The following is a 23,484-nucleotide window of genomic DNA, read 5'->3' as shown; positions in this document are numbered from 1 at the left end:
ATGTTGTTGAAGCAAGCTGGGGCCACAGCCCGTCGCAATAATTTCCGCTGGTGGCAATGGGTCCCGGCCTTCGCCGGGACGACGGTGGGAATCCGTTTCACATGTCAAACAGCTTGTTCGGTGTCATCACCCGTGCATGCGGGTGATGCAGTATTCCAGAGACATCCGTGCGTGAGCGGAGAGCCCGCGGCTTCTCCGGACGTCGTCCCTGCTTTCGCAGGGACGACGTCGAATATGTGGTTCGGCCGGTGCGTCATACTTCCGCAGTCTCGCGATATGATCCGCCCGAGCTTTGCGCTTCCCTTGCGCGCTGTTGCCGATCGGCCTTATCTGCGAGCATGCAGATCAGGGACGAACGCCCCGAAGACGCCGCCGCGATCAGCCGCGTCACGGCGGCCGCATTCGCAACAGCGCCGCACAGCAGCGGCACCGAAGCCCGCATCGTCGAGGCGCTGCGCGCGGACGGCGCACTGACGCTCTCGCTGGTGGCTGTCTCCGAGGTCGGCAGCATCGCCGGCCACGTCGCGTTCTCGCCGGTCCGGATCGATGGCGTAGCGGGACGCTGGCATGGCCTCGGCCCGGTCTCGGTCGCACCCGACATGCAACGGCGCGGAATCGGCAAAGCTCTGCTATGCGAGGGGCTCATCCGGCTTGCGGAGCAAGGGGCCGATGGCTGCGTCGTGCTCGGCGATCCCGCGTACTACCGTCGCTTCGGCTTCCTCGATGATCGTCGGCTGACCTATGGCGGCAAGCCGAGCCGATACTTTCAGCGGATAGTGTTGAAGTGCAAGGCGCCCAAGGGGGATGTGAGCTACCATCCGGCGTTCGACGTGGCGTGATCGAGGAGAGGCTGAAGATGAAGCTGTCTATGGCAGCGTCATTTCCTCGATCCTTGCCGGCACCGCGCCAAAATCGCTCAACCGCGCCCAGTTCGGCCGTATCCGCACATAGCCGATGTTCGGCCATGTCTCGCGCGTCGGACCGTCGGGCCACGCCGCGAAATACACCTGCTTGCACGCAGCGAGCTCCGCGCCGCTCGGGAAGTCCGCGACGCCCTCGACCTGCGCAGTCTGCTCGGCGTCCCAACCGATCACCAGCGCCGCGTGCGGATCGGCCCGGAGGTTCTGGTATTTGCGCGAGGTGGTCAGGGTGTCGAAGATGATCTCAAGATTGTCGCTGACCGCGATCCCGACGACCGCCGCCTGGGGCGCGCCGCCGTGAACCGTGCTGACCACCGCGAGCCGATGTATCCGCAGGAAGGCGAGCAGCTCGGCGCGCGTCATGATCTACCTTTTCTTCCACCCGCCGCGCTTCCCCGGCGCGCCGCCGCTCGACCGCGGCGACGGCCCGAACTCCGGCCCCGACTGCCGCGAGTCGGTCGGCTGGATGATGCGGCTCGTGGTGCCGAACGGCTTTGCCGGCAGCGCACCGCTGGAGCGGAAGGGCAGCGATTCCGGGCCGTGCATCTCGTCGAGATCGGGCTTGTGCACCCTTGAGCCGGACTTGCCGCCGCGGCTTGCCTTCAGCGAGGTCTGCGCCGACTTGTTCTTCAGCGCGCTGACCGGCAGGTTGGCGGCGTCGCCGTATTTTCGGGTGCCGGCATAGGCGCCGGCCTGCTTCTGCACGTTGCGCTGCTTGGCGGTGGGGTCGTCGACCACGGCCATCTCGGTGGCGCGCAGCCGCTTGACCTCGTCGCGCAGCCGGGCGGCCTCCTCGAAGTTCAAATCGGCCGCGGCCTCGCGCATCCGCGTTTCGAGATCGCTCAGCACGGCCTCGAAATTATGCCCGATACTGATCACGTCGTCAGCCATGCCGCCGTCGCCGATCTCGACCAGCACGTGGTCGCGCTCGTAGACGGAGTTGAGGATGTCGCCGATCGACTTCTTCACGCTCTCCGGCGTGATGCCGTTGGCCTCGTTGTACTCGACCTGCTTCTCGCGGCGCCGCGTGGTCTCAGCCATCGCGCGCTCCATCGAGCCGGTCATGCTGTCGGCATAGAGGATCACCTTGCCGTCGACGTTGCGCGCGGCGCGGCCGATGGTCTGGATCAGCGAGGTCTCGCTGCGCAGAAAGCCTTCCTTGTCGGCATCGAGGATCGCGACCAGCGCGCATTCGGGAATATCGAGGCCCTCGCGCAACAGGTTGATGCCGACCAGCGCGTCGAACGCGCCGAGGCGGAGATCCCGGATGATCTCGATGCGCTCGATGGTGTCGATATCCGAGTGCATGTAGCGGACGCGGATGCCCTGCTCGTGCAGATATTCGGTGAGGTCCTCCGCCATGCGCTTGGTCAGCACCGTGATCAGCGCGCGATAGCCGGCGGCTGCGGTCGCGCGCACCTCGCCGACGAGGTCGTCGACCTGGGTGCGGGCAGGGCGGATATCGACCGGCGGATCAATCAGCCCAGTCGGACGGATCACCTGCTCGACGAATACGCCGCCGCTTTCGTTCAGCTCCCAGCCGCTCGGCGTTGCCGACACCGCAACCGTCTGCGGCCGCATCATGTCCCACTCCTCGAAGCGGAGCGGGCGGTTGTCCATGCAGGAGGGCAGACGGAAGCCGTATTCGGCGAGCGTCGCCTTGCGGCGGAAGTCGCCGCGGAACATCGCGCCGATCTGCGGCACGGTGACATGGCTCTCGTCGGCGAAGATCAGCGCGTTGTCCGGCACATATTCGAACAGCGTCGGCGGCGGCTCGCCGGGGCGACGCCCGGTGAGATAGCGCGAATAGTTCTCGATGCCGGCGCAGCTTCCGGTCGCCTCCATCATCTCGAGATCGAAGGTGGTGCGCTGCTCGAGCCGCTGCGCCTCCAGGAGGCGGCCCTGGTCGTTGAGCTGGTCGAGGCGCTGCTTCAGCTCCGACTTGATCGACTTGATCGCCTGCACCAGCGTCGGGCGCGGCGTCACATAGTGCGAATTGGCGTACATCTTGATGAATTCGAGCTCGTCCTGCTTGTGGCCGGTGAGCGGATCGAACTCCTCGATGGTCTCGATGGTGTCGCCGAACAGGTTCACCCGCCAGGCGCGGTCCTCATAGTGCGCCGGGAAGATGTCGATGACGTCGCCGCGGACGCGGAAGGTGCCGCGGGTGAACTCGGCCTGGGTGCGCTTGTATTGCAGCGCGACGAGGTCGGCGATCAATTGCCGCTGGTCGATGCGCTCGCCCTTCTTCAGCGCGAAGGTCATCGCGGTGTAGGTCTCGACCGAGCCGATACCGTAGATGCAGGACACCGAGGCGACGATGATGACGTCGTCGCGCTCGAGCAGCGCGCGCGTCGCCGAGTGACGCATGCGGTCGATCTGCTCGTTGATCGAGGAATCCTTCTCGATATAGGTGTCGGTGCGCGGGACGTAGGCTTCCGGCTGGTAGTAGTCGTAATAGCTGACGAAATACTCGACGGCGTTGTCGGGGAAGAAGTTCTTGAACTCGCCATAGAGCTGGGCGGCCAGCGTCTTGTTCGGCGCCAGGATCAGCGCCGGGCGCTGCGTCGCCTCGATCACCTTGGCCATGGTGTAGGTCTTGCCCGAGCCAGTGACGCCGAGCAGCACCTGGGTGCGGTCGTTGCGGTCGATGCCCTCGACCAGCTCGGCGATCGCGGTCGGCTGGTCGCCCTTCGGTTGGTAGTCGGACTTGATCTCGAAGCGCACGCCGCCTTCAGATTTCTCCGGGCGCGGCGGGCGGTGAGGGGCCCACACCCGCATCGAGCCGTCGTCCTTGCGGAATTCCGGGCGGCCGTCGCGGATCAGGTTCTCCAGCGCGTCGGCGGTCGCCTTGACGCCGAGCGCCTCCATCTTGCTGCGCGGCGGCCGCGCCAAGGCCTCCTCGTCATCCTCGGCGGTCGGCAGACCGAGCTGCCGCGCCAGTTCCGGATCGAGCGTCGGGATGGTGGCCGAGGTGCCGTAATTGGCCTGCGGGGCCTCGCCGAGGCCCGAACTATCGCGCTTCGCGACGCCCTCGCTGGTCTCGCGCGTCGACGCCCGCGCGCGATGCGCGGCGGCCTCGCCGCCGGCGCGGCGGTCCCAGGAATTATCCGGCGGCGGCTGCAGGCCGGTGCCCGAACCCATGCCGGCATCGCCGCGGTTGATCGCGGGATTGAGCAATTCGGCAAGCGCGGGCCCGATCGGGAGGACCTCGGGCCGGTGAGCTTTGGATTTGGGGGTTTTGCCGAGCTTTTTCGGAGTGTTCGGTGTCTTCGCCATGCCCCGAATATGGGACGAGTCCGGCAGCGAGAAAAGGGCAAACGGCGGCTGGATGGCTGCGCGGGCGAGGCTGCTGACAGCAGGGTGTCAGCAGGCGGCGCGTCGCGGAGTTCAGACGCGCGGCAGGTCGACGATGTCGAGATGGATCCCGCCGCAGCCGTCGCAGCGCATGGTCCAGTATTCGGCGGCGCGGCCGGGGATCACGCGCAGCAGCGAAAGCGATGCGGCGCATTCCGGGCAGCTGGTGCGGACCTGCGCCGGCCAGACCGGATCCGGCTCGCATTGCGGGACAGCGGCGACCACGACGTTGCCGGTCACGCCGACGCTTCGGCCGCCGGCATTGTCATGCCATAGCGTTGCGGGAACCGGTCGATAGCCCGCTTCGCGTCGGCGATCGCCGCATCCGGATCGGACCACGCAAAACCGATGTCGAGCGTCGGAAACAGCATGCCATCGATGACGACCGGCCTTTGATCGACCCGTTGAACCCTGGCGTGCCATTGCCCCTTCCCCACTTCGAACGACTTGATCTCAAAACCGCTGTAAATCATGTGCGACCTCGAAACGCCCTTCTCATAGGAAGCACGAGCGCGCTGCGCTAAATGTGAAGCAGTTCACAACTCGTCCGGTTTATTTCCAGGAAGCAATGGAACCCGGAGCTAGCGGCGGCTCGCGATGTGGTCGGCGAGCACGGCGGCGTCGTCGCCGACGCCTGACAGGAACGACGATTTCATCTTCGACAGCCATTGCAGGCCGAGGAAATAGAGGCCCGGCACGTCGGAGACGCCGTGGCGGTGTCGCGGCGCCCCGTCGGCATCCAGCAGCGGTATGTCGATCCAGCTCAGATCGAGGCCATAGCCGGTGGCCCAGATCACGCTCCTGATCCGCGCGGCGCGCAGGTCGATCGTATCGAGCGGCGCGGCGAGGCACGGCGGATCGGGCAGGCGGAGGCGCGCCAACGGATCATCGGGATGATCGATGCCGCGCGCCGCGACGAAGTCGTCGACGATCCCGAGGAACGTCGCGTAATAGGCGTCGCCATTGGCGATGTTGACGGCGAGATCGGGCGCGATCCCGAGCACGCCGTCGCGCGCCGCCGTCACGCGGCCGAGCAGGGTCATGCCGCCGGCGGCGAAGCGGCGGAAGTCGACGGTGTGGCCGCCATGGGCGCCGGAAATCACCGGCAGCAGCCGCGACGGACCGCGCTGCTCGACCGGCGTTTGGTCGATGCCCATCTCGGCCAGCCACCAGATCAGGTCACGGCTGCGATAGCGGCGCGGCAGGCGGTTGTGACGTCCGACCGAGAGGAAGACATCGCGGCCGGCGCGCATCAGCTCTTCGGCGATCTGCGCACCCGAGGCGCCGGCACCGACCACCAGCACCGCACCGTCAGGCAATTGCGCGGGATTCCTGTACCCGGCGGCGTCGACCTGAAACAGGCCGGGATGCTCGCGCAGCAGATCGGGCCGCAGCGGCCGTTGATAGGGACCGGTGGCGATGACGACGTTGCGGGCGGCGATGCTGCCGCCGGCAAATTCGGCAAGGAAGCCGCCGGCGTCACGGCGCAGCTTGGTGACCGCGACACCGCAGCGGATCGGCGGCGCGACGAACGCGGCGTAGTCCTCGATGAAGGCGATGATGGCAGCGCTGTCCGAGAAGCCGTCGGGATCGCTGTGTGCAAACGCGAAATCCGGCAGCCGCACCGACCAGTTCGGAAACTGGAACATGAGGCCGTCCCAGCGTTCGCTGCGCCAGCGCTCGGCGATGCGACCCCGCTCCAGCACCAGATGGGGGATGCCGCGCTGCTTCAGCCGGTGACTCATGGTGAGCCCGGCCTGGCCGCCGCCGATCACCAGCGTATCGACGGTCTCGTCAGGCACTGCGCGTTCCCTTGCGGCGGGCGGCGGGCTCCGCCGCGGCGCGGATGATCCAGCGCCGGAACGCGGCGAAATCGCGCTGCTCGGCGTGGAAGCCGCGATAGACCAGATACCAGCGCATGCCCTTGGGCACGCTGAGCGCAAACGGCGCCACCAGCCGGCCGGCGGCGAGATCGTCGTCGATATAGGGCCGGATGCCCATCGCGATGCCGAGCCCGTCGCTAGCTGCCTGCAGCGCCTGGCCGTAGAACTGGAATTCCGGCCCGCGCGCGGTCAGGCGCGGCACGCCCGCCGCCTTCAGCCAGGACGGCCAGTCGTCGGGCGAATGCGCGACGCGGATCAGGCTCGGGCCCTTGAGGTCGGCGGGGCGCTTCAGGCTGTTGGCGAGCCGCGCCGTGCACACCGGCATCAGGTCGGCGGCAAACAGCGGCTCGGCGACGAGGCCGGGCCACTGGCCGTCGCCGAGCTGGATGCCGCAGCTCCAGTCGTCGGCGAACGGCACCGCCATGCCACCGGTCGTGATCCGCACCTCGATGTCGGGCTCCGCTTTGCGGAACTCGGCGAGGTGCGGGATCATCCATTTCAGCGCAAAGGTCGGTCCGACGCCGACGGTCAGCACCCGCGCGCTCGCGGACGCCGTGACCTGCGCGGTGAGGCTCGCCAGCGCGTCGAAGATCGGCGTCAGCCCGCCCTGATAGGCGCGGCCGGCCGGCGTGGTGACGAGGCGGTTGGCCTTGCGCTCGAACAGCGCGACGCCGAGCCGCTCCTCCAAAAGATGCACCATCCGGCTGATCGCGGCGGCCGAGACATTGAGCTCGCTGCCTGCCGCCGCGAAGCTGCCGGTCCGCGCCGCCGCTTCGAACGCCTTGATGCCGTTGAGAAAGAGCAGCCGCCGCATGAACCCTCAGGAAAACTGATGCAAGGTCAAGATAACTCAGTTTGCCGGAAGAGGCCAAGCGGCGCAGAAATATGGTTGCCGTGATTTGAGCTAATGCGGCGCGGTTGACGTACCTCGCCCCGCTTGCGGGGAGAGGTCGGATCGCATCGCCAGATGCGATCCGGGTGAGGGGGAGTCTCCGCGAGTCCCACTGTAACCGTTTTCGTCGAGACTCCCCTCATCCCGACCTTCTCCGCGCAGGCGGGGAGAAGCGGTGCACGATCACGACTTGCGGGAGATGTGTGATGGCAGAGACGGCGGATAGCCTGGTGCTCGATCTTGTCGAGTGGGTCGCGCGAGCGCCGCGGCGCTATGCCGAGGTGCTCGAGGTCTGGCGCACCTCATGCCCGCGGCTGACGATCTGGGAGGACGCTGTCGACCGCGGTTATGTCGCGCGCCGACCCTCGGTCGAAGGCATGCGGGTGATGGTCACGGAAAGCGGCGAGACCTTCTTGCGCGCGCATGGGCGGATGCATTGAGACCGGCGATTTGTCCGATCCGCCTGCCGAACTGCTTTCTTCACCCTCCGCAAGCAGGAGAGGGGGCGCACTATCGACGCGGCGCTATTCGCACGCACGTCAGCGCGCCGGCTCGGCGAGCCGTGGCCGGATGATCTCGACCATCCGGTCGGCTGACGTCCCCGGTGGAAAGAAGCCGAGATAATTGCCCTCGCGGTCCATCAAATAGATGTAAGCGGTGTGATCGACGGTGTAGTCGCCGGCATCCTTCAGCGGCACCCGCGCGAAGTAGACCTTGTAGGCATCAGCGAGCTTGCGGATCGCATCTAGGTTGCCGGTCAGTCCGATCAGGCGCGGGTGGAACATCGGCACGTACTCCGCGAGGTGGGCCGCGGTGTCGCGGTCGGGATCGACCGTGATGAAGATCGGTTGCACCTGGTCGCCGTCGTGGCCGAGTTTGTCGAGCGCAAGCCCGATTGCCTGCAGATCGGTCGGGCAGACGTCGGGGCAGATGGTGAAGCCGAAATAGATCAGCATCAGCTTGCCGCGAAACTCCTTGTCGGTGCGTTCATGGCCAGCCTGATCGGTCAACGCGAACGGGCCGCCGACCGGCTCCCTATTCCACATCAGGATGTCCATGATCTCGGCGGCCGAGCGCGCCGATTGCGGCGGCGCATCGCCCGCCGGCACCGGCGCCAGCGTCAGCCACAGGCCGGCGCCGGCGAATGCCAGGCCCGCGCCAGCGAATGCAATGACGCGCGGGATCGGCGCGATCATATGCCGAAGGAGAGGCGGCTGCCCGTCGTCGTGACCAGCACCTTGTCGCCCATCTGCGCGGTCGCCTCCTGCACGAAGTTGAGCCCGGAGCAGTGCATCGGGATCAGCACGTCGGGGTCGAGCTTCTTGATCTCGGCGACCACCTCGGTGAGGTAATCCTTCGGCGCCGGCCCGAGATGGAAGCCGCCGACGATGGCGTGAACCTTCTGGATGCCGGAGACCTCCTGCGCCTGCTTCACCGAATTGACAATGCCGACATGGCCGCAGGACGAGATCACGACGAGGCCGAAATCCCGCACGTTGAAGCAGGTGGCGTGCTCATGGATGTGCTCGTCGGGCACGATCTTGCCGTCCATCTCAGCCGGCAGATAGTGGCTGGCGTTGCAGCCGAGCCCGTCCTTGATGCCGAACTCGACCCAGGTCTGCGGCAACACACGCTCGATGCTGCGGCGGGTGATCTTGCCGGTGGTGAAGGCGTGGCCGGCGATCACGGTCGGGGTCTCGCACAGCACCGTGGTGACGCGCTGCGCCGCGAGCTGGCGGCGGTCGAGCGTGCCGAAATCGTTGAACTGGCCCTTGGTCGGCGTTGCGCTGACGCGGTGGCAGAAATTGTCCTCGCCGCCGGCATAGAGCTTCACGTCGGCCGGTAGTTTATCACGGAATTTGTCGAGGAAGCCGTTGAGGCCGCCGAAATGGTCGTAGTGGCCGTGGCTCACGATCAGCGCGTCGAGCTTCGCCGGATCGACGCCAACCAGCGCCATGTTGTTGAGCAGCACCTCCGGCGTGTAGCCGTAGTCGAGCATCAGGGTGCGCTGCGCGCCCTTGGCCTCCGACTCCAGCCACAGCGACAGGCCCCATTCATTGTGCAACGACTTCTGGTAGTCGGCGGAACGCGGCGGCGCCGCGATGGTGACGCCGCCCGACTGCTTCGGCTTGAAGAACAAATCGAAGCTGGAATCGACCAGCACGCGGATCGAGAGCTTGTCGACGGTCGGCACCTCGATCGGTGCGGCGCTCGCGATCTCGACGCAGGAGAAAGCGCCCGCGGCTGCTGCGCCGGCGATCGCCGCCGAGCCCTTGAGGAAATCACGTCTTGCCAAATCATGTGTCATTGCAATGCCCCATGTTGAAAATTCGTCAGCGCGATCCCTCCGGCAGCCTAGGAGCAATCGGGACGCGGCTCAATCGGGCACTTGCGCTGGCCGCAGATCACATTCGCGCGCGGTGCAATGCGCACGGCATTGACTTGGGTGCGGTTATGCGCCCAACTCCATGCATTCGCATCTTTCTCGCCGATGCACGACATCGGCAGTCCCTGGCAATGCAGGATCACGCCCATGATCGATCTCCACTACTGGTCCACGCCGAACGGTCACAAGATAACGATGTTCCTTGAGGAGACCGGATTGGAGTACAGGATTTTCCCGGTGAACATCGGCAAAGGCGATCAGTTCAAGCCGGACTTTTTGCAGATCGCGCCGAACAACCGCATCCCAGCAATTCTCGATCACGCGCCGAAGGGCGGCGGCAAGCCGCTACAGCTGTTCGAGTCCGGCGCGATCCTGCTCTATCTCGCCGAGAAGACCGGACAATTCCTGCCGGCCGATATCCATGGCCGCTATGACGCGATCCAGTGGACGTTCTGGCAGATGGGCGGGCTCGGGCCGATGGCCGGGCAGAACCACCATTTCCGCAACTACGCCGTCGAGAAGCTGCCATACGCGATCGACCGCTATGTCAACGAGACCAACCGGCTCTACGGCGTGCTCAACAAGCGGCTCGCCGACCGCGAATTCATCGCCGGCGACTATTCGATCGCCGACATGGCGAGCTATCCCTGGGTCGTGCCCTACAAGAACCAGGGCCAGGAGATCGACGATTTCCCGCATCTGAAGCGCTGGCTCGAGACGATCGGCAAGCGCCCCGCGACCGAGCGCGCCTATGCCAAGGCGAAGGAGGTCAACCCGAATTTCGGCCAGCCCGCGATCCGCACCGAGGAGGAACGTAAGTTGCTGTTCGGGCAGACCGCGGCGGTGGTGCGGTAGGGCGCAGGTCTCAGCCGTCTCTCCGTCGTCATGGCCGGGCTTGACCCGGCCATCCACGTTTGGGTCGTCATTGCGAGCCACCCGGTCGGCGCGAAGCGCTGCCGCATGACAGGCTCCGCGAAGCAATCCATTTCACCGCTTGCGGAGGTAGGGATTGCTTCGTCGCTTCACTCCTCGCAATGACGCTTGCGGGATCAGCCAGCTCAAGCCCTGACATACCTCGCCGGCCGCCGTTCCTTCCACGCAGCTAACCCCTCGGCGAGATCGCGGCCCGGCACCAGCGCGGCGAACTGCTCGCTCTCGACCAAAAGGCCCTCGGCAATCGGCATGTTGAGCCCGCGCGTCACCGCGGTGATGGTGCCGGCGACGGATCCGGGCGAATGCCTGGTGATCCGGCCGGCGAGTTCGCGCGTGGCGGTCAGCAGCTGATCATGCGGCACGACCTGATTGACCAGCCCGATCTCGCGCGCGTGCTCGGGCGGAAACGGATCGCCCGCCAGCAGCAATTCCAGGGCGCGTTTGCGTCCGGCCAGCCGCGGCAGCCGCTGCGTGCCGCCGAAGGTCGGGGGCATGCCGAGCTTGATCTCGGGCTTTGCAAATTGCGCGCGGTCGCTGGCGACAGCGAGATGCACCGCCTCGGCGATCTCGCAGCCGCCGCCGAAGGCGAGCCCGTTGATCGCGGCGATCACGGGCTTCTTGAATGCCTCCAGCCGCGCGGTCATGGCTTGTCCCCGTCGGACGAAGTCGCGCACCGCGACGGCCGCTCCCTGTTTGACGCTCCCAGCGAATTCGTGGATGTCGGCGCCGGCCGAGAAGGCGCGCTCGCCGGCGCCGGTCAGGATCACGGCGCGCACCTCAGCGTCGCCCTCGATGCGGTCGAGCGCGGCCATCAGTTGATCGATCAGTGCGTAGTTCAGCGCGTTGAGCTGCTCCGGACGGTTCAGGGTGATCAGGGCGATCCCGTCGGTGATTTCGAGCAGGATGGGGGCGGGCATGATGCAGTCTCCAGCAATTGTGTGTCGGGCCGAATGTAGGGCCAGCTGCAATTTGTGTATATTCACTGGTTAGTATACATACGCAGGATGCCCAGACCTTCCGAGCCCACCCGCGAGCGCATCGTCCAGGCGGCAAGCGCGCTGTTCTACAATGAAGGCATCCGCCGCGTCAGCGTCGACGAGGTCGCGGCCAGGGCCGGCCTCACCAAGCGCACGCTGTACTATCACTTCAAGAGCAAGGACGATCTCGTCGCTGCCTATCTCGCCGCGCGCGACCAGCCCAATCTCGCGCTGTTCCGCAAATGGTTCGCGGAGGCCGAGGGTGGCCTGCCGGTGAAGGTCGAGGCGATCTTCAAGAACCTCGCGCGCTCGGCGCGGCATCCGAAGTGGAAGGGCTGCGGCTTCCTGCGCACCTCCGCCGAGCTCGCCAACATGCCCGGGCATCCCGCGATCCGGATCGGCGCCGCGCACAAGAAGAAGTTCGAGGATTGGCTGCGCGCGACCTTCGCGGAGCAGGGCATCGCCGATTCGCTCAAACTGGCGCGGCAGATCCTCTTGCTGCTGGACGGATCATTCGCCGTGGTGCTGCTGCATCGCGACCCGAGCTATATGGAGACGGCCGGCGAGGCCGCGCGCACGCTGATCGAGACGGCGCTGGCGAAGCAGGGGCGGAAACGAGGTTAGGCGTGTACTCCCGAGGCCGGTCCGCTTCGCTCTGATAGAGGCGAGGCCGGAGGAGAAGGTGTTGAGCGGCATGGACGCCGCCCAACACGATCATGAATCTTATTTTGCCATTGCGGTCCTGGCGGCCTCGATTTTCGCCTTCACGGAATCGAGGTTGAAGCTCGCACCCTTCTGCATCGGCGGGAACTCGGTCGCGGTCATGGCCAGCTTCTCGACCTCCTGTTGAACGAACACGAAGCGCCAGAACTCATATTTGAACCAGTCGAAGTATTGTTGGGCGCCGTATTTGGTCCCGTTGTCGGGCCAGCCCGTTCGCTCGAACGGATCCAGGCGGAGGTTGATCAGGTAGGGGACGTCAACCTTGGTCTTTGCGCCGAGCCAGCCACCGGGCTGGTCGATGAAACGATACTTGTAGTCGTCGATGCGCACGGCCCCCAGCTCGCTCTCGCCGAAGTACCAGATTTCGTGTCGGTTGGACGGCCCCTTGCCGGTGATCATGTCCATCTGATTATAGCCATCCAGGTGGCACTTGTAGGTGCGATCCCCGATTGGCTTGCCCTTCTTCAGTTCCTCGACAATGTTCGGGTTGCCGGCAGCGGCCAGTAAGGTCGGGAACCAGTCCAGCCCGGAGATGATGCCGTTCTCGACCTTGCCCGCGGGCACCTTGCCCGGCCAGCGGATCATCGCCGGCGCGCGGAAGCCGCCTTCCATGACCGTACCTTTGCTCTGCGCGAAGGGTGTCTGTCCGCCATCCGGCCAAGTGAAGACCTCGGTGCCGTTATCCGTGGTGAAGATGACAATGGTGTTGTCATCCACGCCCATGTCCTTGAGTTTTTGCATGACGAGGCCGATATCGTCGTCGAGCTGCGCCATGCCGGCTTCGTGAATCGACCAGCCGTTCTTGGAGTTGCGCATCGCCTGGTACTTCGGCGACAAATGCGTGACGATGTGCATGCGGGTCGGATTGAGCCACAAGAAGAAGGGCTTGTTATCGGCCTTGGCCCTTTCAATGAACGACAAGGCGAAGTCTCGGATTTCGTCGTCCACCGTTTCCATCCGCTTGGGATAGAGGGTTCCGGCGTCTTCAATCCTCTGCTTGCCGACTTTGCCCCAACGGGGATCCACGGTGGCGTCGTCCACATTGGTCGCCCACGAATGGACCATGTTGCGCGGGCCGACCTTGTTCAACAGTTCCTGCGGATAGGCAGGGTGAGCCGGATCTTCCATCGCGTCGAGGTGATACAAATAGCCGAAGAACTCGTCGAAGCCGTGCACTGTCGGCAGAAACTCGTTCTTGTCGCCAAGGTGGTTCTTGCCGAATTGGCCGGTGGCATAGCCCATGCCCTTGAGCGCGGTGGCAATGGTCACGGCCTCCGCCGGCAAGCCTGTGGGGGCGCCGGCCTGGCCGACCGTTGTCATGCCGGTGCGGATCGGCAGCTCGCCGGTGATGAAGTTGGCGCGGCCCGCGGTGCAACTCGCCTCGGCGTAATAATCGGTAAACAGCATGCCTTCTGCGGCGATCTTGTCGAGGTTCGGCGTCCGGCCGGCCATCATGCCACGATGGTAAGCACCGATATTCCAGATGCCGATATCGTCCCCCATGATGACGACGATATTGGGCCGCTGTCCGGCCGGCGCGGGCGCCGGGACCGGCGTTGGTTGCTGCGCCTGCGCGAAGCTTGTCGTCCCGACGGCGGAGAGTGCTGAAGCGGCTACCAGCGAACTACCGCGCAACAAGAGATCGCGGCGTTTCAGTCCCACGCTGTTCGGCCCCGTATTCTGAGGCTTTTCCGGAATCGTATCGTTACTCATGACATGATCCTCTTCCTGATGATGCACCTGAAGCCGATATGGCTTGCTGAGGTGTCGTCGATCCGCTCGGCATGACGCGCGGCCGGACGATGGCGGCGGCAGTAGCTCGGAGCGCAAGGATGCGAGCCGCCTTTAAGCACCTTGCGTGGAATCCTGAGGTTCGGCTGGCGAGAGTCGTAATTCGCGCCCTGGGACCGGCCGCGAGGAGCTTGCGGGATGCAGCAGGCTTTCGGGCGGCCTGCGTCGTGCTTTGGTGAATACCCATCGGCCGTCAATTCCGAGGCGCTGGCGATCGTGTCACGAAGGTCGCAGCCGTTGGCCGGGAATGCGGTGGCGGGCGAGGTGCGCTCGAAGCCATCGGCCGGCAGATTGGGTGCGCCTGTCGCAACGCCAACGTCGTGCATGGGCTACTCGCCGTGACCGAGTTTCAAAGTTACGAGCGCCGCCCGAGCAAGAACCTGTCGGCAGCTTTCTGGCTCGCCGATGCTTCGGGGGACGGTTCAACGCTTTGGTCAGTCAAAAGACAGTCGCGTATCTGAAGCGCGAGACCGATAATGCAGCATCTACGAACCAGACAAGACAAGATGCTCAGCAACGCATCCCTGTTGTATTGATCTAGATCAATCGAGCCAGGTCGCCCCTTGTCGAGAGCCCCTGATGACTATGCAAAAAGTGCCAGGGTTGTGGCGTCATGGACACAACCTTTCAATAAACCTCCGGCTGAACTCAAATATGCCGAATTCGCGTGGACGAACGGCGGCGTCAGCTTATTCTTTCCGAGTTTCTACCCCGCCGGAGCAATGGTGGGATCGCGAGAGTCGGGGAATCGGCGATGCGGTACTTTAAACCGAATCTGGGACGCAGATTTTTTTCGCAGTGGCATTTGAGTGTTGGGGCGCTTGCCGCTCTGCTGGTGCTTTCCACCCAAGCGGCTCGCGCCGATGAAAATGGCATCAGCTTTTGGCTACCCGGATTTTTTGGCAGCCTCGCGGCTGTTCCTCAGCAGGCGCCGGGCTGGTCGGTGACCTCGGTTTACTATCACACCTCTGTTTCCGCCGGCGGCGACGTGGCGCGGTCGCGCGAAATCACGCTTGGTCGCTTTCCCGCGAATCTGACGGCGAACGTGAACGCGAACGTCAATGCGAATGTGAACCTTGGCCTTGTGGCCGGGACTTACACCTTTGCAACGCCCGTGCTGGGCGGTCAGGCCTCTGCCAGCCTGTTGGCGACCTACGGCTCCAACTCCACGTCGCTGGCGGGATCGCTCGTTGGGACATTGACGGGACCGGGCGGCGCCACGTTCCCCTTCTCCCGGTTCGACAGCATCGACAGCTCGCTCATTGCATTCGGCGACCTGATCCCGCAGTTCGCGCTGCGCTGGAATGCCGGTGTCAACAATTACATGACGTACATTACCGCCGACCTTCCGGTCGGCGCCTATCAGTCGGGCCGCCTGGCGAATTTGGGGCTTGGGCACTGGGCGATCGACGCGGGCGGCGGCTACACCTATTTCGATCCAAAGACCGGGCATGAATTTTCGACCGTGCTGGGATTCACCTACAACTTCGTCAATCCAGCCACTCAATATCAAAGCGGCGTCGACATGCACCTCGACTGGGGCGCATCGCAATTCCTGACCAAGCAATGGCAGGTCGGCCTCGTCGGTTACCTCTATCAGCAGCTCGGCTGCGACAGCGGCTCCGGCGATCGCGTCGGCTGCTTCCGGTCGCGCGTGGCCGGCGTCGGCCCGCAGGTCGGCTACATTTTCCCGGTCGGAGACATGCAGGGATATCTGAACCTGAAGGGCTACGGCGAATTCGCCAATGAAAATCGGCCAGCAGGCTGGAACGTCTGGCTGACGTTCAATCTTCAGCCCGCGGCGCCAACGCCGCCGACATCCACAAGGCCCAGATTCACGAAATAGCAATAGCGCTGCCACCGGTGCCGTGCTGAAGGTTCAATCTGGCGCGGCGGTAGCAATCAGCCGGTGGACGCTCCGCGAGCGTGCGGATATGTCCGGGTTAGGTCAAAAGCCGACGATGATGGCTAAAGCGCGCCGCGCTCCTGCAGCAGCGCCAGCACGGCGTTGAGGTCCGGCAACACGGCTGCGCATTTCGCACGGGTCTCGTCGGTCGGCGGCGCCATGTCCGGCACCATCAGGGTGATCGCGCCGGCGGCGTGGGCGGCGGCGACGCCGTGGTTGGAATCCTCCACCGCGATGCAGGCTGCCGGCGTCACGCCGAGCCGCGCGGCGGCCTTGAGATAGAGCTCGGGATCCGGCTTGCCCTGCGCGACATCGTCAAGCGTCAGCAGCGTGTCGAAACGATCGCGGATGCCGGCAAGGGTGAGGTTGCGTTCGGCCGAACGGCGCGACGACGAGGTGACGATCGCCATCGGGCGCTCCGCAAGCGCGAGCGCATCGAGCAGAGCCAGCGTGCCGGGCTTGAGCGGCAGGCCCGACCGCATCATCTCATCGCGATGTTCGAGAAACGCTTGGTTGACCTCGGCGAGTGGAAACGCCGCGCCGTAATGGTCGCGCAGCATCGCCTCGCAGTCCGGGCCGGGAAGACCGACCATCGAATGGCACAGCGCGACGACGTCGTCGGTGTAGCCGCATGCATTCAGTGCTGCGACCAGGCTGTCGAAATAGACCTTCTCGGTGTCGAGCAAGGTACCGTCCATGTCGAGCAGGACGGCGTCGACGGTCCAGCGTGTGTTCACGTCGCGCTCACCGCTGCTTGCTGTTCCGCGAGCTTCCGCAAGCATGCGGGGCACAGGCAGTCGTCGCCGTCGGTCGGCATAGGCAGGCGAAAACTCTCATCGGAGCACCAGCATGCTCCCGTGAGCGAGCAGGAAAATTCGCTGCCGCATGCCGTGCAGGCAAGCCTGCGTGGCGAAGCTTGTTCGGGGCGATCGTTTGACGAGAGGTCCATTCTAACCGCGATTTAATGCGCGAATTAATCTCGGGTTCATCCCGGACCGCGCTATGATGCCAGGCAATTGATATAGCCGGGATAGGCCGTTAAGGGAATTCTGATGGCCCGTGATTCGCAAGCCGCGCTGACTGCCCTGAACCGGTTTGGGTTTGGCGCCCGCGGCGGGGCGTCCGGCGACTTCATCAACGCGGCCTCCGATCCGCGCGGTTTCGTGCTGGCGGAACTGGCGCGTCCGAACGGCGCGCTGCTCGAAGTGCCGGGCCTGCTCTCGACGCCGGAGCTCGGCAAGCAGGTGTTCGACTATCAGTTCGAGATCCAGCAAGCACGCAATGCCGCGAAGGCCGCGCAGCAGGGCGCGAGCGAGACACCGCCGCAGGGCCCGGACACGAAGTCGCCGCAGCGGCGCAATCTGTCGCTGTCCACTGCGGCCAAGGAGATCGCCGGGAAGGATCCGACGATGCAGGCGCAGGCCGCCGATGGCGCCAATGCGGCGATGACGCCGTCCGCGACGATGCAGCCATCGGGTACTCCGCCCAAGCCGCCGGCGCAACCGCTCAACATCATCCAAAAGACATTCCGTGCCGAGGCGCTGGCGCGGCTGCAACGCGGCGTGGTCGCCGATTGCGGCTTCGTCGAGCGGCTCGTGGTGTTCTGGTCCAACCACTTCTGCATCTCCGCCAACAAGGGCGCGCTGGCGCGGATGTGGGCTGGCTCGTTCGAGCGCGAGGCGATCCGTCCGCATGTGCTCGGCCGTTTCTCGGACATGCTGAAGGCCGTCGAACAGCATCCGGCGATGCTGTTCTTTCTCGACAACCAGCAATCGCTCGGCCCGGAGTCGCGCGCCGGCATCAACCGCAATCGCGGCCTGAACGAGAACCTCGCGCGCGAGATCATGGAGCTGCATACGCTCGGCGTCGGCGGCGGCTACACCCAGGACGACGCCACGGCGCTGGCGCGCGTCATCACCGGCTGGACCTTTGCCGGCCGCCGTGGCCAGCTCGGCACGCCCGGCAGCTTCGTGTTCAATGCCAATGCGCACCAGCCCGGACCGCAGCAGGTGCTCGGCAAGACCTACGCGCAGGCCGGCGTCGCGCAGGGCGAGGCGGTGCTGTCGGACATCGCGCGGCATCCCTCGACCGCAAAATTCATCGCGACCAAGTTCGCGCGCCACTTCGTCGCCGACGATCCGCCGCCGGCGCTGGTGGCGAGGCTGCAGGATACGTTCACGAAAACGGACGGCGATCTCAGGGCGCTGGCCACCGCGCTCGTTGAGTCCAGCGAGGCATGGCAGCCGCCGCTGAAAAAGATGCGTTCGCCTTACGAATTCCTGGTCGCCTCCGGCCGCCTGCTGGCCCGCAATCCGGAGGATCCGGGCCGCTACCTCAACGGCCTCAACGTGCTCGGCCAGCCGCTGTGGTCGCCGGCCGGGCCGAACGGATTTCCGGACACCGCCGCGGCCTGGGCGGCACCTGAAGGCGTCAAGCTCAGGCTCGACATTTCGGCGCAGCTTGCCTCCCAGCTCGCCGACCGGTTCGACCCGCGCGACCTGCTCGAGCTCATTGCCGCCGATGCAGCCTCGCCCGAGACGCGGCGCACCATCGAGCGCGCGGAATCGCGGCAGCAGGCGCTGGCGCTGCTGTTGATGTCGCCCGAGGTCCAGAGGAGATGACGATGGAATGCTCCGAGAGCCTGATGCTGCAGGCGACGTCGCGGCGCGCGCTGCTGCTCGGCGGCGCCTCGTTTGCGGCATGGGCCTATTTGCCGAAATTCGCGCGCGCCGCCGATGGCCGCGATCCGCGCTTCGTCACCATCATCCTGCGCGGCGCGCTCGACGGCCTTGCCACCGTCGCGCCGGTCGGCGACCCTGATTATGCCGGCCTGCATGGCGCGATCGCGCTGCGCTCCGATGGCCCGAACGCGGCCGTGATGCTCGATCAGTTCTTCGGCCTGCATCCGGCGATGCCGGAATTTTCGCGGATGTTTCGCGCCAGGCAGGCTGCGGTGGTTCATGCGGTGGCGACCTCCTATCGCGATCGCTCGCATTTCGACGGCCAGGATGTGCTGGAGAGTGGCTTCCCCGGTCCGGGCCGCGTGCAGTCCGGCTGGCTCAACCGCGCGCTCGAAGCCTTGCCGAAAGGCGAGCGGGTGACGAGCGCGCTCGCGGTCGGCCCGACCACGCCGCTGGTGCTGCGCGGCGCGGCGCCGACCGTCGGCTGGGCCCCGACCGCGCTGCCGCAAGCCGACGACGACACCGCGATGCGGCTGCTCGATCTCTATCAGCACCGCGATCCGGCGCTGGCGAGCGCGCTGACGCAAGGCTTGCAGCTCGAGAAGCAGGCGCAGGGCGACGAGATGAAGCCGAAGCCCGGGGCGGGCGGCGTGGCGGCGATGCGCCTTGTGGCGCGCGGCGCCGCGAAATTGATGGCGGCCGATGACGGCCCGCGGATCGGCGCGTTCGCCTTCGACGGCTGGGACACCCATGCCAATGAAGGCGGGCCGGTCGGCCGGCTCGCGCAGCTGCTCGGCGGTCTCGACGGTGCGCTGGCGGAATTCCAGAGTGGCCTCGGCGCGCGCTGGCGCGACACCGTGATCGTGGTCGCGACCGAGTTCGGCCGCACCGCGCGCATCAACGGCACCGAGGGCACCGACCACGGCACCGGCACCATCGCGCTGCTCGCCGGCGGCGCGGTGAATGGCGGCCGCACGATCACCGATTGGCCGGGCCTCAAGCCCGCCAATCTCTACCAGGCCCGCGACCTCGCCCCGACCACCGACCTGCGCGCCGTGATCAAGGGCGTGCTGCACGACCAGTTCGGCCTCGGCGAGCGCGTGCTGGCTGATGCCGTGTTTCCGGACAGCGCCCCGGTGAAGCCGATGAAGGGGCTGGTGGTGTAAGCGGCAGTCACATACTCGGCGTCGTCCCGGCCTAGTGCGCAATTGCGCACGGGAGCCGGGACCCATTACCACCGCTGATGATTGTTGGAACGCACTGGAGCCACAGCGCGGCGCAACCACGAAGATTTGTGGTTATGGGTCCCGGCTTTCGCCGGGACGACCGTTGTGAATGCAGCTCCAGCGGGGCTACCCCTTCGTTATCCCATCGACCTCAGCCATCTCCTCCGCGGAGAGCTTCCAGCTGATCGCCTTGACGTTCTGCTCGATCTGCTCGGGACGCGTCGCCCCGGCGATGACGCTTGCGACTTGCGGGCGCGCGGCGAGCCAGGAGAAGGCGAGCTCGAGCATGGTGTGGCCGCGCTCCCTGGCAAACGCCTGCAGCTTCTCGACGATGTCCTCGTTGCGCGGCGTGACGTAGCGATCCTTCAACGCCGGCGCCTTGGCGAAGCGGGTATCGGTGGGTGCGGCGGCGCCGCGCTGGTACTTGCCGGTCAACAGGCCGCTGGCGAGCGGGAAGAACGGTAAGAGGCCGAGATTGTATTGCTGCGCCGCCGGCAGCAGGTCCTTCTCGATGCCGCGCACCAGGAGGCTGTATTCGTCCTGGCAGGACACGAAACGGTTCACGTTCATCTGGCGCGCGACGTACTCGGCTTCGGCGATCCGCCAGGCCGGGAAGTTGGAGTTGCCGATGTAGCGCACCTTGCCCTGGCGGACGAGATCGTCGAGCGCGCGCAGCGTCTCGTCGATTGGAGTGAGCGGATCGTAGTCGTGCTGCTGGTAGAGATCGATATAGTCGGTCTTCAGGCGGCTGAGGCTCGCTTCGACTGCGGACATGATGTAGCGCCGCGAGGCGCCCTGTTTGGTGCCGTCGGTCGCCATCGGCTTGGAGAATTTGGTGGCGAGCACGATGTCCTTGCGGCGGTCGCCCAGCACGGTGCCGAGCACGGTCTCCGAGCCGCCCATGCCGGCATAGATGTCGGCGGTGTCGAACAGCGTGATGCCGAGATCGATCGCCTTGTGGATCACCTTGCGCGAGGTTTCGAGGTCGGTGCGCTGGCCGAAATTGTTGCAGCCGAGGCCGACCGCGGACACGCGCAGCCCGGAGCCGCCGAGATTACGAACTTCCATGAGACAATCCTGTAGGATAGGCGAGGGGTGTGGCGGATTGTGACGCGCCGCCCCGAGCCCGGCAAGGTGCCGTCCTACCGCCGATCACGCATGGCGGTGTCGCAAAATGAGATGCCGCAAAAAAAGCGGTCCCGGTCAGACGCGGCGACTGACGGGGACCGCTTGGCGAAGATCTGAGACGGGGGGCCTGATCTGCGCGAGCGGAAGCCTAGCCGGGCTTTGTAACGTGCCGGTGACACCTCTGTTCAATCCACAGGCCGCGAAGATCCGCTCAGACAATCTTGCGATAGATGACGAAGCCGGGCTTGTCCGCGACCTTGTCATAAAGCTGCATCGCGGTGTGGTTGGTCTCATGCGTCTGCCAGTAGACGCGCGGCGATCCCGCGAGCCTCGCCTGCGCGTAGACGCCGTTGATCAACGCGCGGCCAACGCCCTTGCCGCGCGCGGCTTCGCTGGTGAACAGATCCTGCAAATAGCAGGTCGGCGCGATCGCCGTGGTCGAGCGGTGAAACAGATAATGCGTCAGCCCGAGCAATCTGCCGCCGGCGTCGGCGACCAGCGCGTGCACCGGCTCATAGGCATCGAAGAAACGCTCCCACGTCATCGCGGTGATCTCGGGCGCGAGCGCGGTCGGCCCGGATCGCTCATAGAAGGCATTGTAGCCATCCGACAGAGGAAGCCACTGCGCGTAGTCGTCGCGGGTGACGAAGCGGATGGTGACGTCGTCGGCCATGGAGGATTCCTGGATGATCCTGCGTTGCGGGCGATGTCTCCGCACCGCTCGCAAGGTTCTACCGTCGCTATCTCGCAGGATCAATTGCGGACGAAGCCGCGCCTCACTCGGCGGCGCGCAGCGGCCGCGCCAGATGGCGCTCGCGCCCCGCGCGCTGCGCCCGGTATTCCTCGGCCTTCGCGGGATCGTCGGTGTGCCGCACGAGGTCGGTCACCGGCGTGTAGCTCAGCATGCGGCCGCCGTCCGGCAGCGCGGTGCAGCTGAAGCGCAGCACCTTGCCGTCGGCGAGGTTGAGATTGATCGGCGTGGAGTCGCCGGCGCGCATCATCGCGATGCGCTCGGCGATGAACGCGCTCAGCTCGTCTTCCGGCAGTTCATAGGCGCCGGTGTCGCGGCCGTGATACATCAGCGCGACGAAGGGCGGCTTGCTCTCGGCCTGCGCATCCGACAGCGCGAAATAGTCGCGGAAGGCGCGGTTGATGAATTCAGCGCGGGTGTCGGCGCCGAGCAGCACGATGCCGATGTCGACCTGGTCGAGCGCGGCGGCGAGGCGCTCCGCGGTGGCGTGATGCTGCTGGTCCGCGGCAAAGGCGTCGATCCATTTCTGCCGCAGCATTCCGGTGATCATGGCGGTGCCGGCCGCGGTCGCCGCCAGCATCAGCATCCGCGCGACGTCGGCGGTGTCGTAACCGGGCAGCGCGCGATGATCGAGGAAAAACAGCGCCGAGGCGGCAACCGCGATCGCGGCGGAGATCAGCCCGGAGGTGATGCCGCTGATCGAGCTCGCAAGCGCCACGATGCAGACGAACAGCGGCGCGGGATTGGGGACGGCGACAACGAGGCGATCGAGCAGGAAGGCGGCGGATGCCGTGATCGCCGTCAGGGCCGGACCTGAAATTGCACGCCAGTCGAACCGCATGCCCGCTCTCGCTATCTGTCAAACGAACGATAAAGCCGCAGTTTGACGACAGGGCCGCAACCGCGCCGGCATTTCCGTCCCGACCGTTAAGCGGGCGTTGCGGGGGCCGAACCAGCTTTCGCTGCTTTCAAATCAAATGGTATGCAGATCGGCGCGGAACCCGGTTCCGTGCCTGCGGGTTACCGCGTACTTTGCTTGCAAGAGGACATTCGATGCCCGCCATTTCGCCTTCGCTGCTGCCGATCCTGATGCTGTTCGCCTCGAACGTCTTCATGACCTTCGCCTGGTACGGCCATCTCAAGTTCAAGGATCACTCGCTCCCCATCGTCATCCTGGTGAGCTGGGGCATCGCCTTCTTCGAGTACTGGCTGGCGGTGCCGGCCAATCGTTGGGGCAGCGCGGTCTACTCGGCGGCGCAGCTCAAGACCATGCAGGAGGTGATCACGCTGGTGGTGTTCGCCGCCTTCTCGGTGTTGTACCTGAAGGAGCCGCTGGGCTGGAATCACGCGCTCGGATTCGCCTTCATCGCCGCCGGCGCGTTTCTGATCTTCCACAAATGGGGCTAATGCGCTTTGCGCCTGAGCTAGTGATGCGGGGCCGGCTTGGCGGCCGGCATCGTGACATGCGCGGGGCGTGCGTGGTCTTCGCCTTGCGTGCCGGTCACGATCAGGAGCGATGCCGCCAGCAGGATCGCCGCCGACAGCGTCACGGTCACCAGTCCGACGGGGGTCTTCATCATGTCGCGCCGCTGTCTCTCCCGCGCCTTGCCGCGGATCAGGTGCCAACCGGAAATTGCTTGATTACGCCGGGACCGCCGTTGCCATGGTGACGTTGCTCGACAGCACGGTCACGGCGACGACCAGGCACAACGTCAGCGCGCCAAGCGCGAGCGACGCGGCGATCGCGTTCGTCAGCCGGGATGATGCCACCGGGGCAGGGCGGCCATCGAAGCCTGCCGTGCCGGACCACCGTTTCATGGTCTAAATCCCTCAGGCCGCGAGCGAATCACTCGCGACATCCGCGTGAATCTGCCGGTTGTCACCGGCAACATTGCGGCAGCGGCACCGTCCAAAAATGGCTAAAATACGG

General features: G+C 65.5%; 27 protein-coding genes. 8 read left to right on the top strand and 19 right to left on the bottom strand.

Features of this window, described 5'->3' with window-relative positions; translation table 11 throughout:
* Positions 1-338: 338 nt before the first annotated feature.
* Positions 339-839: a GNAT family N-acetyltransferase gene (locus ACVWY5_RS32745; protein WP_028336041.1), complete on the top strand. Its 501-nt coding sequence runs from the start codon at positions 339-341 to the stop codon at positions 837-839.
* A 27-nt stretch (positions 840-866) separates the two neighbouring features.
* Here ACVWY5_RS32745 and ACVWY5_RS32740 read toward each other — a convergent pair whose 3' ends face one another.
* The 6 genes from ACVWY5_RS32740 to ACVWY5_RS32715 form a co-directional block, all read right to left on the bottom strand.
* On the bottom strand, positions 867-1,283 hold the full coding sequence (locus ACVWY5_RS32740; protein WP_028336042.1) for a pyridoxamine 5'-phosphate oxidase family protein: 417 nt from the start codon (positions 1,281-1,283) through the stop codon (positions 867-869).
* A gap of 3 nt (positions 1,284-1,286) precedes the next feature.
* Positions 1,287-4,199, bottom strand: coding sequence for an excinuclease ABC subunit UvrB (uvrB, locus tag ACVWY5_RS32735; RefSeq protein WP_080667163.1), 2,913 nt, complete (start codon positions 4,197-4,199; stop codon positions 1,287-1,289).
* Positions 4,200-4,310: 111 nt separating this feature from the next.
* Positions 4,311-4,517: a zf-TFIIB domain-containing protein gene (locus tag ACVWY5_RS32730; RefSeq protein ID WP_028336044.1), complete on the bottom strand. Its 207-nt coding sequence runs from the start codon at positions 4,515-4,517 to the stop codon at positions 4,311-4,313.
* Positions 4,514-4,648, bottom strand: a complete 135-nt coding sequence (locus tag ACVWY5_RS32725; protein WP_456671739.1) for a hypothetical protein — start codon at positions 4,646-4,648, stop codon at positions 4,514-4,516. Before ACVWY5_RS32725 ends, ACVWY5_RS32730 begins: the two co-directional genes overlap by 4 nt.
* Positions 4,649-4,858: 210 nt before the next feature.
* A complete protein-coding gene (locus ACVWY5_RS32720) occupies positions 4,859-6,079 on the bottom strand; it encodes an NAD(P)-binding domain-containing protein (protein WP_028336046.1) in 1,221 nt (406 codons plus the stop codon).
* Positions 6,072-6,974, bottom strand: coding sequence for a LysR substrate-binding domain-containing protein (locus tag ACVWY5_RS32715; RefSeq protein ID WP_028336047.1), 903 nt, complete (start codon positions 6,972-6,974; stop codon positions 6,072-6,074). Before ACVWY5_RS32715 ends, ACVWY5_RS32720 begins: the two co-directional genes overlap by 8 nt.
* A gap of 284 nt (positions 6,975-7,258) precedes the next feature.
* Between ACVWY5_RS32715 and ACVWY5_RS32710 the strand changes: the two genes are divergently transcribed.
* On the top strand, positions 7,259-7,492 hold the full coding sequence (locus ACVWY5_RS32710) for a hypothetical protein (RefSeq protein WP_028336048.1): 234 nt from the start codon (positions 7,259-7,261) through the stop codon (positions 7,490-7,492).
* A gap of 99 nt (positions 7,493-7,591) precedes the next feature.
* Here ACVWY5_RS32710 and ACVWY5_RS32705 read toward each other — a convergent pair whose 3' ends face one another.
* Genes ACVWY5_RS32705 through ACVWY5_RS32695 form a run of 3 tightly spaced genes read right to left on the bottom strand, consistent with a single transcriptional unit; the run spans position 7,592 to position 9,587 of the window.
* Complete coding sequence (locus tag ACVWY5_RS32705; RefSeq protein WP_051376250.1) at positions 7,592-8,248, bottom strand: SCO family protein; 657 nt, start codon at positions 8,246-8,248, stop codon at positions 7,592-7,594.
* Positions 8,245-9,360 (bottom strand): MBL fold metallo-hydrolase, encoded by a 1,116-nt coding sequence (locus ACVWY5_RS32700; protein WP_028336050.1) that lies wholly within the window; start codon positions 9,358-9,360, stop codon positions 8,245-8,247. Before ACVWY5_RS32700 ends, ACVWY5_RS32705 begins: the two co-directional genes overlap by 4 nt.
* A gap of 47 nt (positions 9,361-9,407) precedes the next feature.
* A complete protein-coding gene (locus ACVWY5_RS32695) occupies positions 9,408-9,587 on the bottom strand; it encodes a hypothetical protein (protein WP_028336051.1) in 180 nt (59 codons plus the stop codon).
* Here ACVWY5_RS32695 and ACVWY5_RS32690 point away from each other — a divergent pair.
* On the top strand, positions 9,586-10,293 hold the full coding sequence (locus ACVWY5_RS32690) for a glutathione binding-like protein (RefSeq protein WP_028336052.1): 708 nt from the start codon (positions 9,586-9,588) through the stop codon (positions 10,291-10,293). The two genes, ACVWY5_RS32695 and ACVWY5_RS32690, sit on opposite strands and share 2 nt — an antisense overlap.
* 203 nt (positions 10,294-10,496) lie before the next feature.
* Here ACVWY5_RS32690 and ACVWY5_RS32685 read toward each other — a convergent pair whose 3' ends face one another.
* Positions 10,497-11,288, bottom strand: coding sequence for a crotonase/enoyl-CoA hydratase family protein (locus ACVWY5_RS32685; protein ID WP_028336053.1), 792 nt, complete (start codon positions 11,286-11,288; stop codon positions 10,497-10,499).
* An 87-nt stretch (positions 11,289-11,375) separates the two neighbouring features.
* Here ACVWY5_RS32685 and ACVWY5_RS32680 point away from each other — a divergent pair, with 87 nt between their 5' ends.
* Positions 11,376-11,972, top strand: coding sequence for a TetR/AcrR family transcriptional regulator (locus ACVWY5_RS32680; protein WP_028336054.1), 597 nt, complete (start codon positions 11,376-11,378; stop codon positions 11,970-11,972).
* Positions 11,973-12,071: 99 nt separating this feature from the next.
* Here the strand turns inward: ACVWY5_RS32680 and ACVWY5_RS32675 are convergent, their stop codons facing one another.
* Positions 12,072-13,784, bottom strand: coding sequence for an arylsulfatase (locus ACVWY5_RS32675; RefSeq protein ID WP_028336055.1), 1,713 nt, complete (start codon positions 13,782-13,784; stop codon positions 12,072-12,074).
* Positions 13,781-14,188, bottom strand: a complete 408-nt coding sequence (locus tag ACVWY5_RS32670; protein ID WP_080667164.1) for an SUMF1/EgtB/PvdO family nonheme iron enzyme — start codon at positions 14,186-14,188, stop codon at positions 13,781-13,783. The genes ACVWY5_RS32675 and ACVWY5_RS32670 overlap by 4 nt, the downstream gene beginning before the upstream one ends.
* Positions 14,189-14,616: 428 nt before the next feature.
* On the opposite strand from ACVWY5_RS32670, the gene ACVWY5_RS32665 reads away from it, so the two are divergent.
* Positions 14,617-15,708 carry a SphA family protein gene (locus ACVWY5_RS32665; protein ID WP_244481693.1) on the top strand — a complete coding sequence of 364 codons (1,092 nt, stop codon included), beginning with the start codon at positions 14,617-14,619 and terminating at the stop codon, positions 15,706-15,708.
* A 122-nt stretch (positions 15,709-15,830) separates the two neighbouring features.
* Here the strand turns inward: ACVWY5_RS32665 and ACVWY5_RS32660 are convergent, their stop codons facing one another.
* Together ACVWY5_RS32660 and ACVWY5_RS32655 are read right to left on the bottom strand one after the other, a co-directional pair.
* The gene (locus ACVWY5_RS32660; protein WP_028336057.1) at positions 15,831-16,505 is read right to left on the bottom strand and encodes an HAD family hydrolase; all 675 of its coding nucleotides are present in this window, start codon (positions 16,503-16,505) and stop codon (positions 15,831-15,833) included.
* The gene (locus ACVWY5_RS32655; RefSeq protein ID WP_080667166.1) at positions 16,502-16,717 is read right to left on the bottom strand and encodes a cysteine-rich CWC family protein; all 216 of its coding nucleotides are present in this window, start codon (positions 16,715-16,717) and stop codon (positions 16,502-16,504) included. Before ACVWY5_RS32655 ends, ACVWY5_RS32660 begins: the two co-directional genes overlap by 4 nt.
* Positions 16,718-16,820: 103 nt before the next feature.
* Here ACVWY5_RS32655 and ACVWY5_RS32650 point away from each other — a divergent pair, with 103 nt between their 5' ends.
* Positions 16,821-18,389, top strand: a complete 1,569-nt coding sequence (locus ACVWY5_RS32650; protein ID WP_028336058.1) for a DUF1800 family protein — start codon at positions 16,821-16,823, stop codon at positions 18,387-18,389.
* Positions 18,386-19,615 (top strand): DUF1501 domain-containing protein, encoded by a 1,230-nt coding sequence (locus tag ACVWY5_RS32645; RefSeq protein WP_028336059.1) that lies wholly within the window; start codon positions 18,386-18,388, stop codon positions 19,613-19,615. Before ACVWY5_RS32650 ends, ACVWY5_RS32645 begins: the two co-directional genes overlap by 4 nt.
* A 186-nt stretch (positions 19,616-19,801) precedes the next feature.
* Here ACVWY5_RS32645 and ACVWY5_RS32640 read toward each other — a convergent pair whose 3' ends face one another.
* The 3 genes from ACVWY5_RS32640 to ACVWY5_RS32630 form a co-directional block, all read right to left on the bottom strand.
* A complete protein-coding gene (locus tag ACVWY5_RS32640) occupies positions 19,802-20,743 on the bottom strand; it encodes an aldo/keto reductase (protein WP_028336060.1) in 942 nt (313 codons plus the stop codon).
* Positions 20,744-21,014: 271 nt separating this feature from the next.
* Positions 21,015-21,476, bottom strand: coding sequence for a GNAT family N-acetyltransferase (locus tag ACVWY5_RS32635; RefSeq protein ID WP_028336061.1), 462 nt, complete (start codon positions 21,474-21,476; stop codon positions 21,015-21,017).
* A gap of 103 nt (positions 21,477-21,579) precedes the next feature.
* Complete coding sequence (locus tag ACVWY5_RS32630; RefSeq protein ID WP_028336062.1) at positions 21,580-22,395, bottom strand: PAS domain-containing protein; 816 nt, start codon at positions 22,393-22,395, stop codon at positions 21,580-21,582.
* A gap of 212 nt (positions 22,396-22,607) precedes the next feature.
* Between ACVWY5_RS32630 and ACVWY5_RS32625 the strand changes: the two genes are divergently transcribed.
* Positions 22,608-22,961, top strand: coding sequence for a DMT family protein (locus ACVWY5_RS32625; RefSeq protein ID WP_028336063.1), 354 nt, complete (start codon positions 22,608-22,610; stop codon positions 22,959-22,961).
* A 17-nt stretch (positions 22,962-22,978) separates the two neighbouring features.
* Here ACVWY5_RS32625 and ACVWY5_RS32620 read toward each other — a convergent pair whose 3' ends face one another.
* Entirely contained in the window at positions 22,979-23,134 is a 156-nt protein-coding gene (locus ACVWY5_RS32620; RefSeq protein WP_321177045.1) for a hypothetical protein, read from the bottom strand.
* A gap of 61 nt (positions 23,135-23,195) precedes the next feature.
* Complete coding sequence (locus tag ACVWY5_RS32615; protein WP_321177044.1) at positions 23,196-23,372, bottom strand: hypothetical protein; 177 nt, start codon at positions 23,370-23,372, stop codon at positions 23,196-23,198.
* Between the last annotated feature and the right edge of the window lie 112 nt (positions 23,373-23,484).

Source organism: Bradyrhizobium sp. USDA 3256 (genome assembly GCF_054058275.1).
The sequence above is the reverse complement of the archived record's forward strand: the minus strand, read 5'-3'. Positions and strand labels throughout refer to the sequence as shown.

What these genes read in the sequence shown, in the direction of transcription:
- ACVWY5_RS32695 (WP_028336051.1), bottom strand. Translation starts at nt 9,587, where the DNA reads ATGGGCGTGATCCTGCATTGCCAGGGACTGCCGATGTCGTGCATCGGC.
- ACVWY5_RS32715 (WP_028336047.1), bottom strand. Translation starts at nt 6,974, where the DNA reads ATGCGGCGGCTGCTCTTTCTCAACGGCATCAAGGCGTTCGAAGCGGCG.
- ACVWY5_RS32725 (WP_456671739.1), bottom strand. Translation starts at nt 4,648, where the DNA reads ATGCTGTTTCCGACGCTCGACATCGGTTTTGCGTGGTCCGATCCGGAT.
- ACVWY5_RS32745 (WP_028336041.1), top strand. Translation starts at nt 339, where the DNA reads ATGCAGATCAGGGACGAACGCCCCGAAGACGCCGCCGCGATCAGCCGC.
- ACVWY5_RS32690 (WP_028336052.1), top strand. Translation starts at nt 9,586, where the DNA reads ATGATCGATCTCCACTACTGGTCCACGCCGAACGGTCACAAGATAACG.
- ACVWY5_RS32645 (WP_028336059.1), top strand. Translation starts at nt 18,386, where the DNA reads ATGACGATGGAATGCTCCGAGAGCCTGATGCTGCAGGCGACGTCGCGG.
- ACVWY5_RS32685 (WP_028336053.1), bottom strand. Translation starts at nt 11,288, where the DNA reads ATGCCCGCCCCCATCCTGCTCGAAATCACCGACGGGATCGCCCTGATC.
- ACVWY5_RS32670 (WP_080667164.1), bottom strand. Translation starts at nt 14,188, where the DNA reads ATGCACGACGTTGGCGTTGCGACAGGCGCACCCAATCTGCCGGCCGAT.
- ACVWY5_RS32635 (WP_028336061.1), bottom strand. Translation starts at nt 21,476, where the DNA reads ATGGCCGACGACGTCACCATCCGCTTCGTCACCCGCGACGACTACGCG.
- ACVWY5_RS32665 (WP_244481693.1), top strand. Translation starts at nt 14,617, where the DNA reads ATGCGGTACTTTAAACCGAATCTGGGACGCAGATTTTTTTCGCAGTGG.
- ACVWY5_RS32620 (WP_321177045.1), bottom strand. Translation starts at nt 23,134, where the DNA reads ATGATGAAGACCCCCGTCGGACTGGTGACCGTGACGCTGTCGGCGGCG.
- ACVWY5_RS32650 (WP_028336058.1), top strand. Translation starts at nt 16,821, where the DNA reads ATGGCCCGTGATTCGCAAGCCGCGCTGACTGCCCTGAACCGGTTTGGG.
- ACVWY5_RS32705 (WP_051376250.1), bottom strand. Translation starts at nt 8,248, where the DNA reads ATGATCGCGCCGATCCCGCGCGTCATTGCATTCGCTGGCGCGGGCCTG.
- uvrB (WP_080667163.1), bottom strand. Translation starts at nt 4,199, where the DNA reads ATGGCGAAGACACCGAACACTCCGAAAAAGCTCGGCAAAACCCCCAAA.
- ACVWY5_RS32675 (WP_028336055.1), bottom strand. Translation starts at nt 13,784, where the DNA reads ATGAGTAACGATACGATTCCGGAAAAGCCTCAGAATACGGGGCCGAAC.
- ACVWY5_RS32655 (WP_080667166.1), bottom strand. Translation starts at nt 16,717, where the DNA reads ATGGACCTCTCGTCAAACGATCGCCCCGAACAAGCTTCGCCACGCAGG.
- ACVWY5_RS32615 (WP_321177044.1), bottom strand. Translation starts at nt 23,372, where the DNA reads ATGAAACGGTGGTCCGGCACGGCAGGCTTCGATGGCCGCCCTGCCCCG.
- ACVWY5_RS32710 (WP_028336048.1), top strand. Translation starts at nt 7,259, where the DNA reads ATGGCAGAGACGGCGGATAGCCTGGTGCTCGATCTTGTCGAGTGGGTC.
- ACVWY5_RS32700 (WP_028336050.1), bottom strand. Translation starts at nt 9,360, where the DNA reads ATGACACATGATTTGGCAAGACGTGATTTCCTCAAGGGCTCGGCGGCG.
- ACVWY5_RS32740 (WP_028336042.1), bottom strand. Translation starts at nt 1,283, where the DNA reads ATGACGCGCGCCGAGCTGCTCGCCTTCCTGCGGATACATCGGCTCGCG.
- ACVWY5_RS32625 (WP_028336063.1), top strand. Translation starts at nt 22,608, where the DNA reads ATGCCCGCCATTTCGCCTTCGCTGCTGCCGATCCTGATGCTGTTCGCC.
- ACVWY5_RS32640 (WP_028336060.1), bottom strand. Translation starts at nt 20,743, where the DNA reads ATGGAAGTTCGTAATCTCGGCGGCTCCGGGCTGCGCGTGTCCGCGGTC.
- ACVWY5_RS32630 (WP_028336062.1), bottom strand. Translation starts at nt 22,395, where the DNA reads ATGCGGTTCGACTGGCGTGCAATTTCAGGTCCGGCCCTGACGGCGATC.
- ACVWY5_RS32680 (WP_028336054.1), top strand. Translation starts at nt 11,376, where the DNA reads ATGCCCAGACCTTCCGAGCCCACCCGCGAGCGCATCGTCCAGGCGGCA.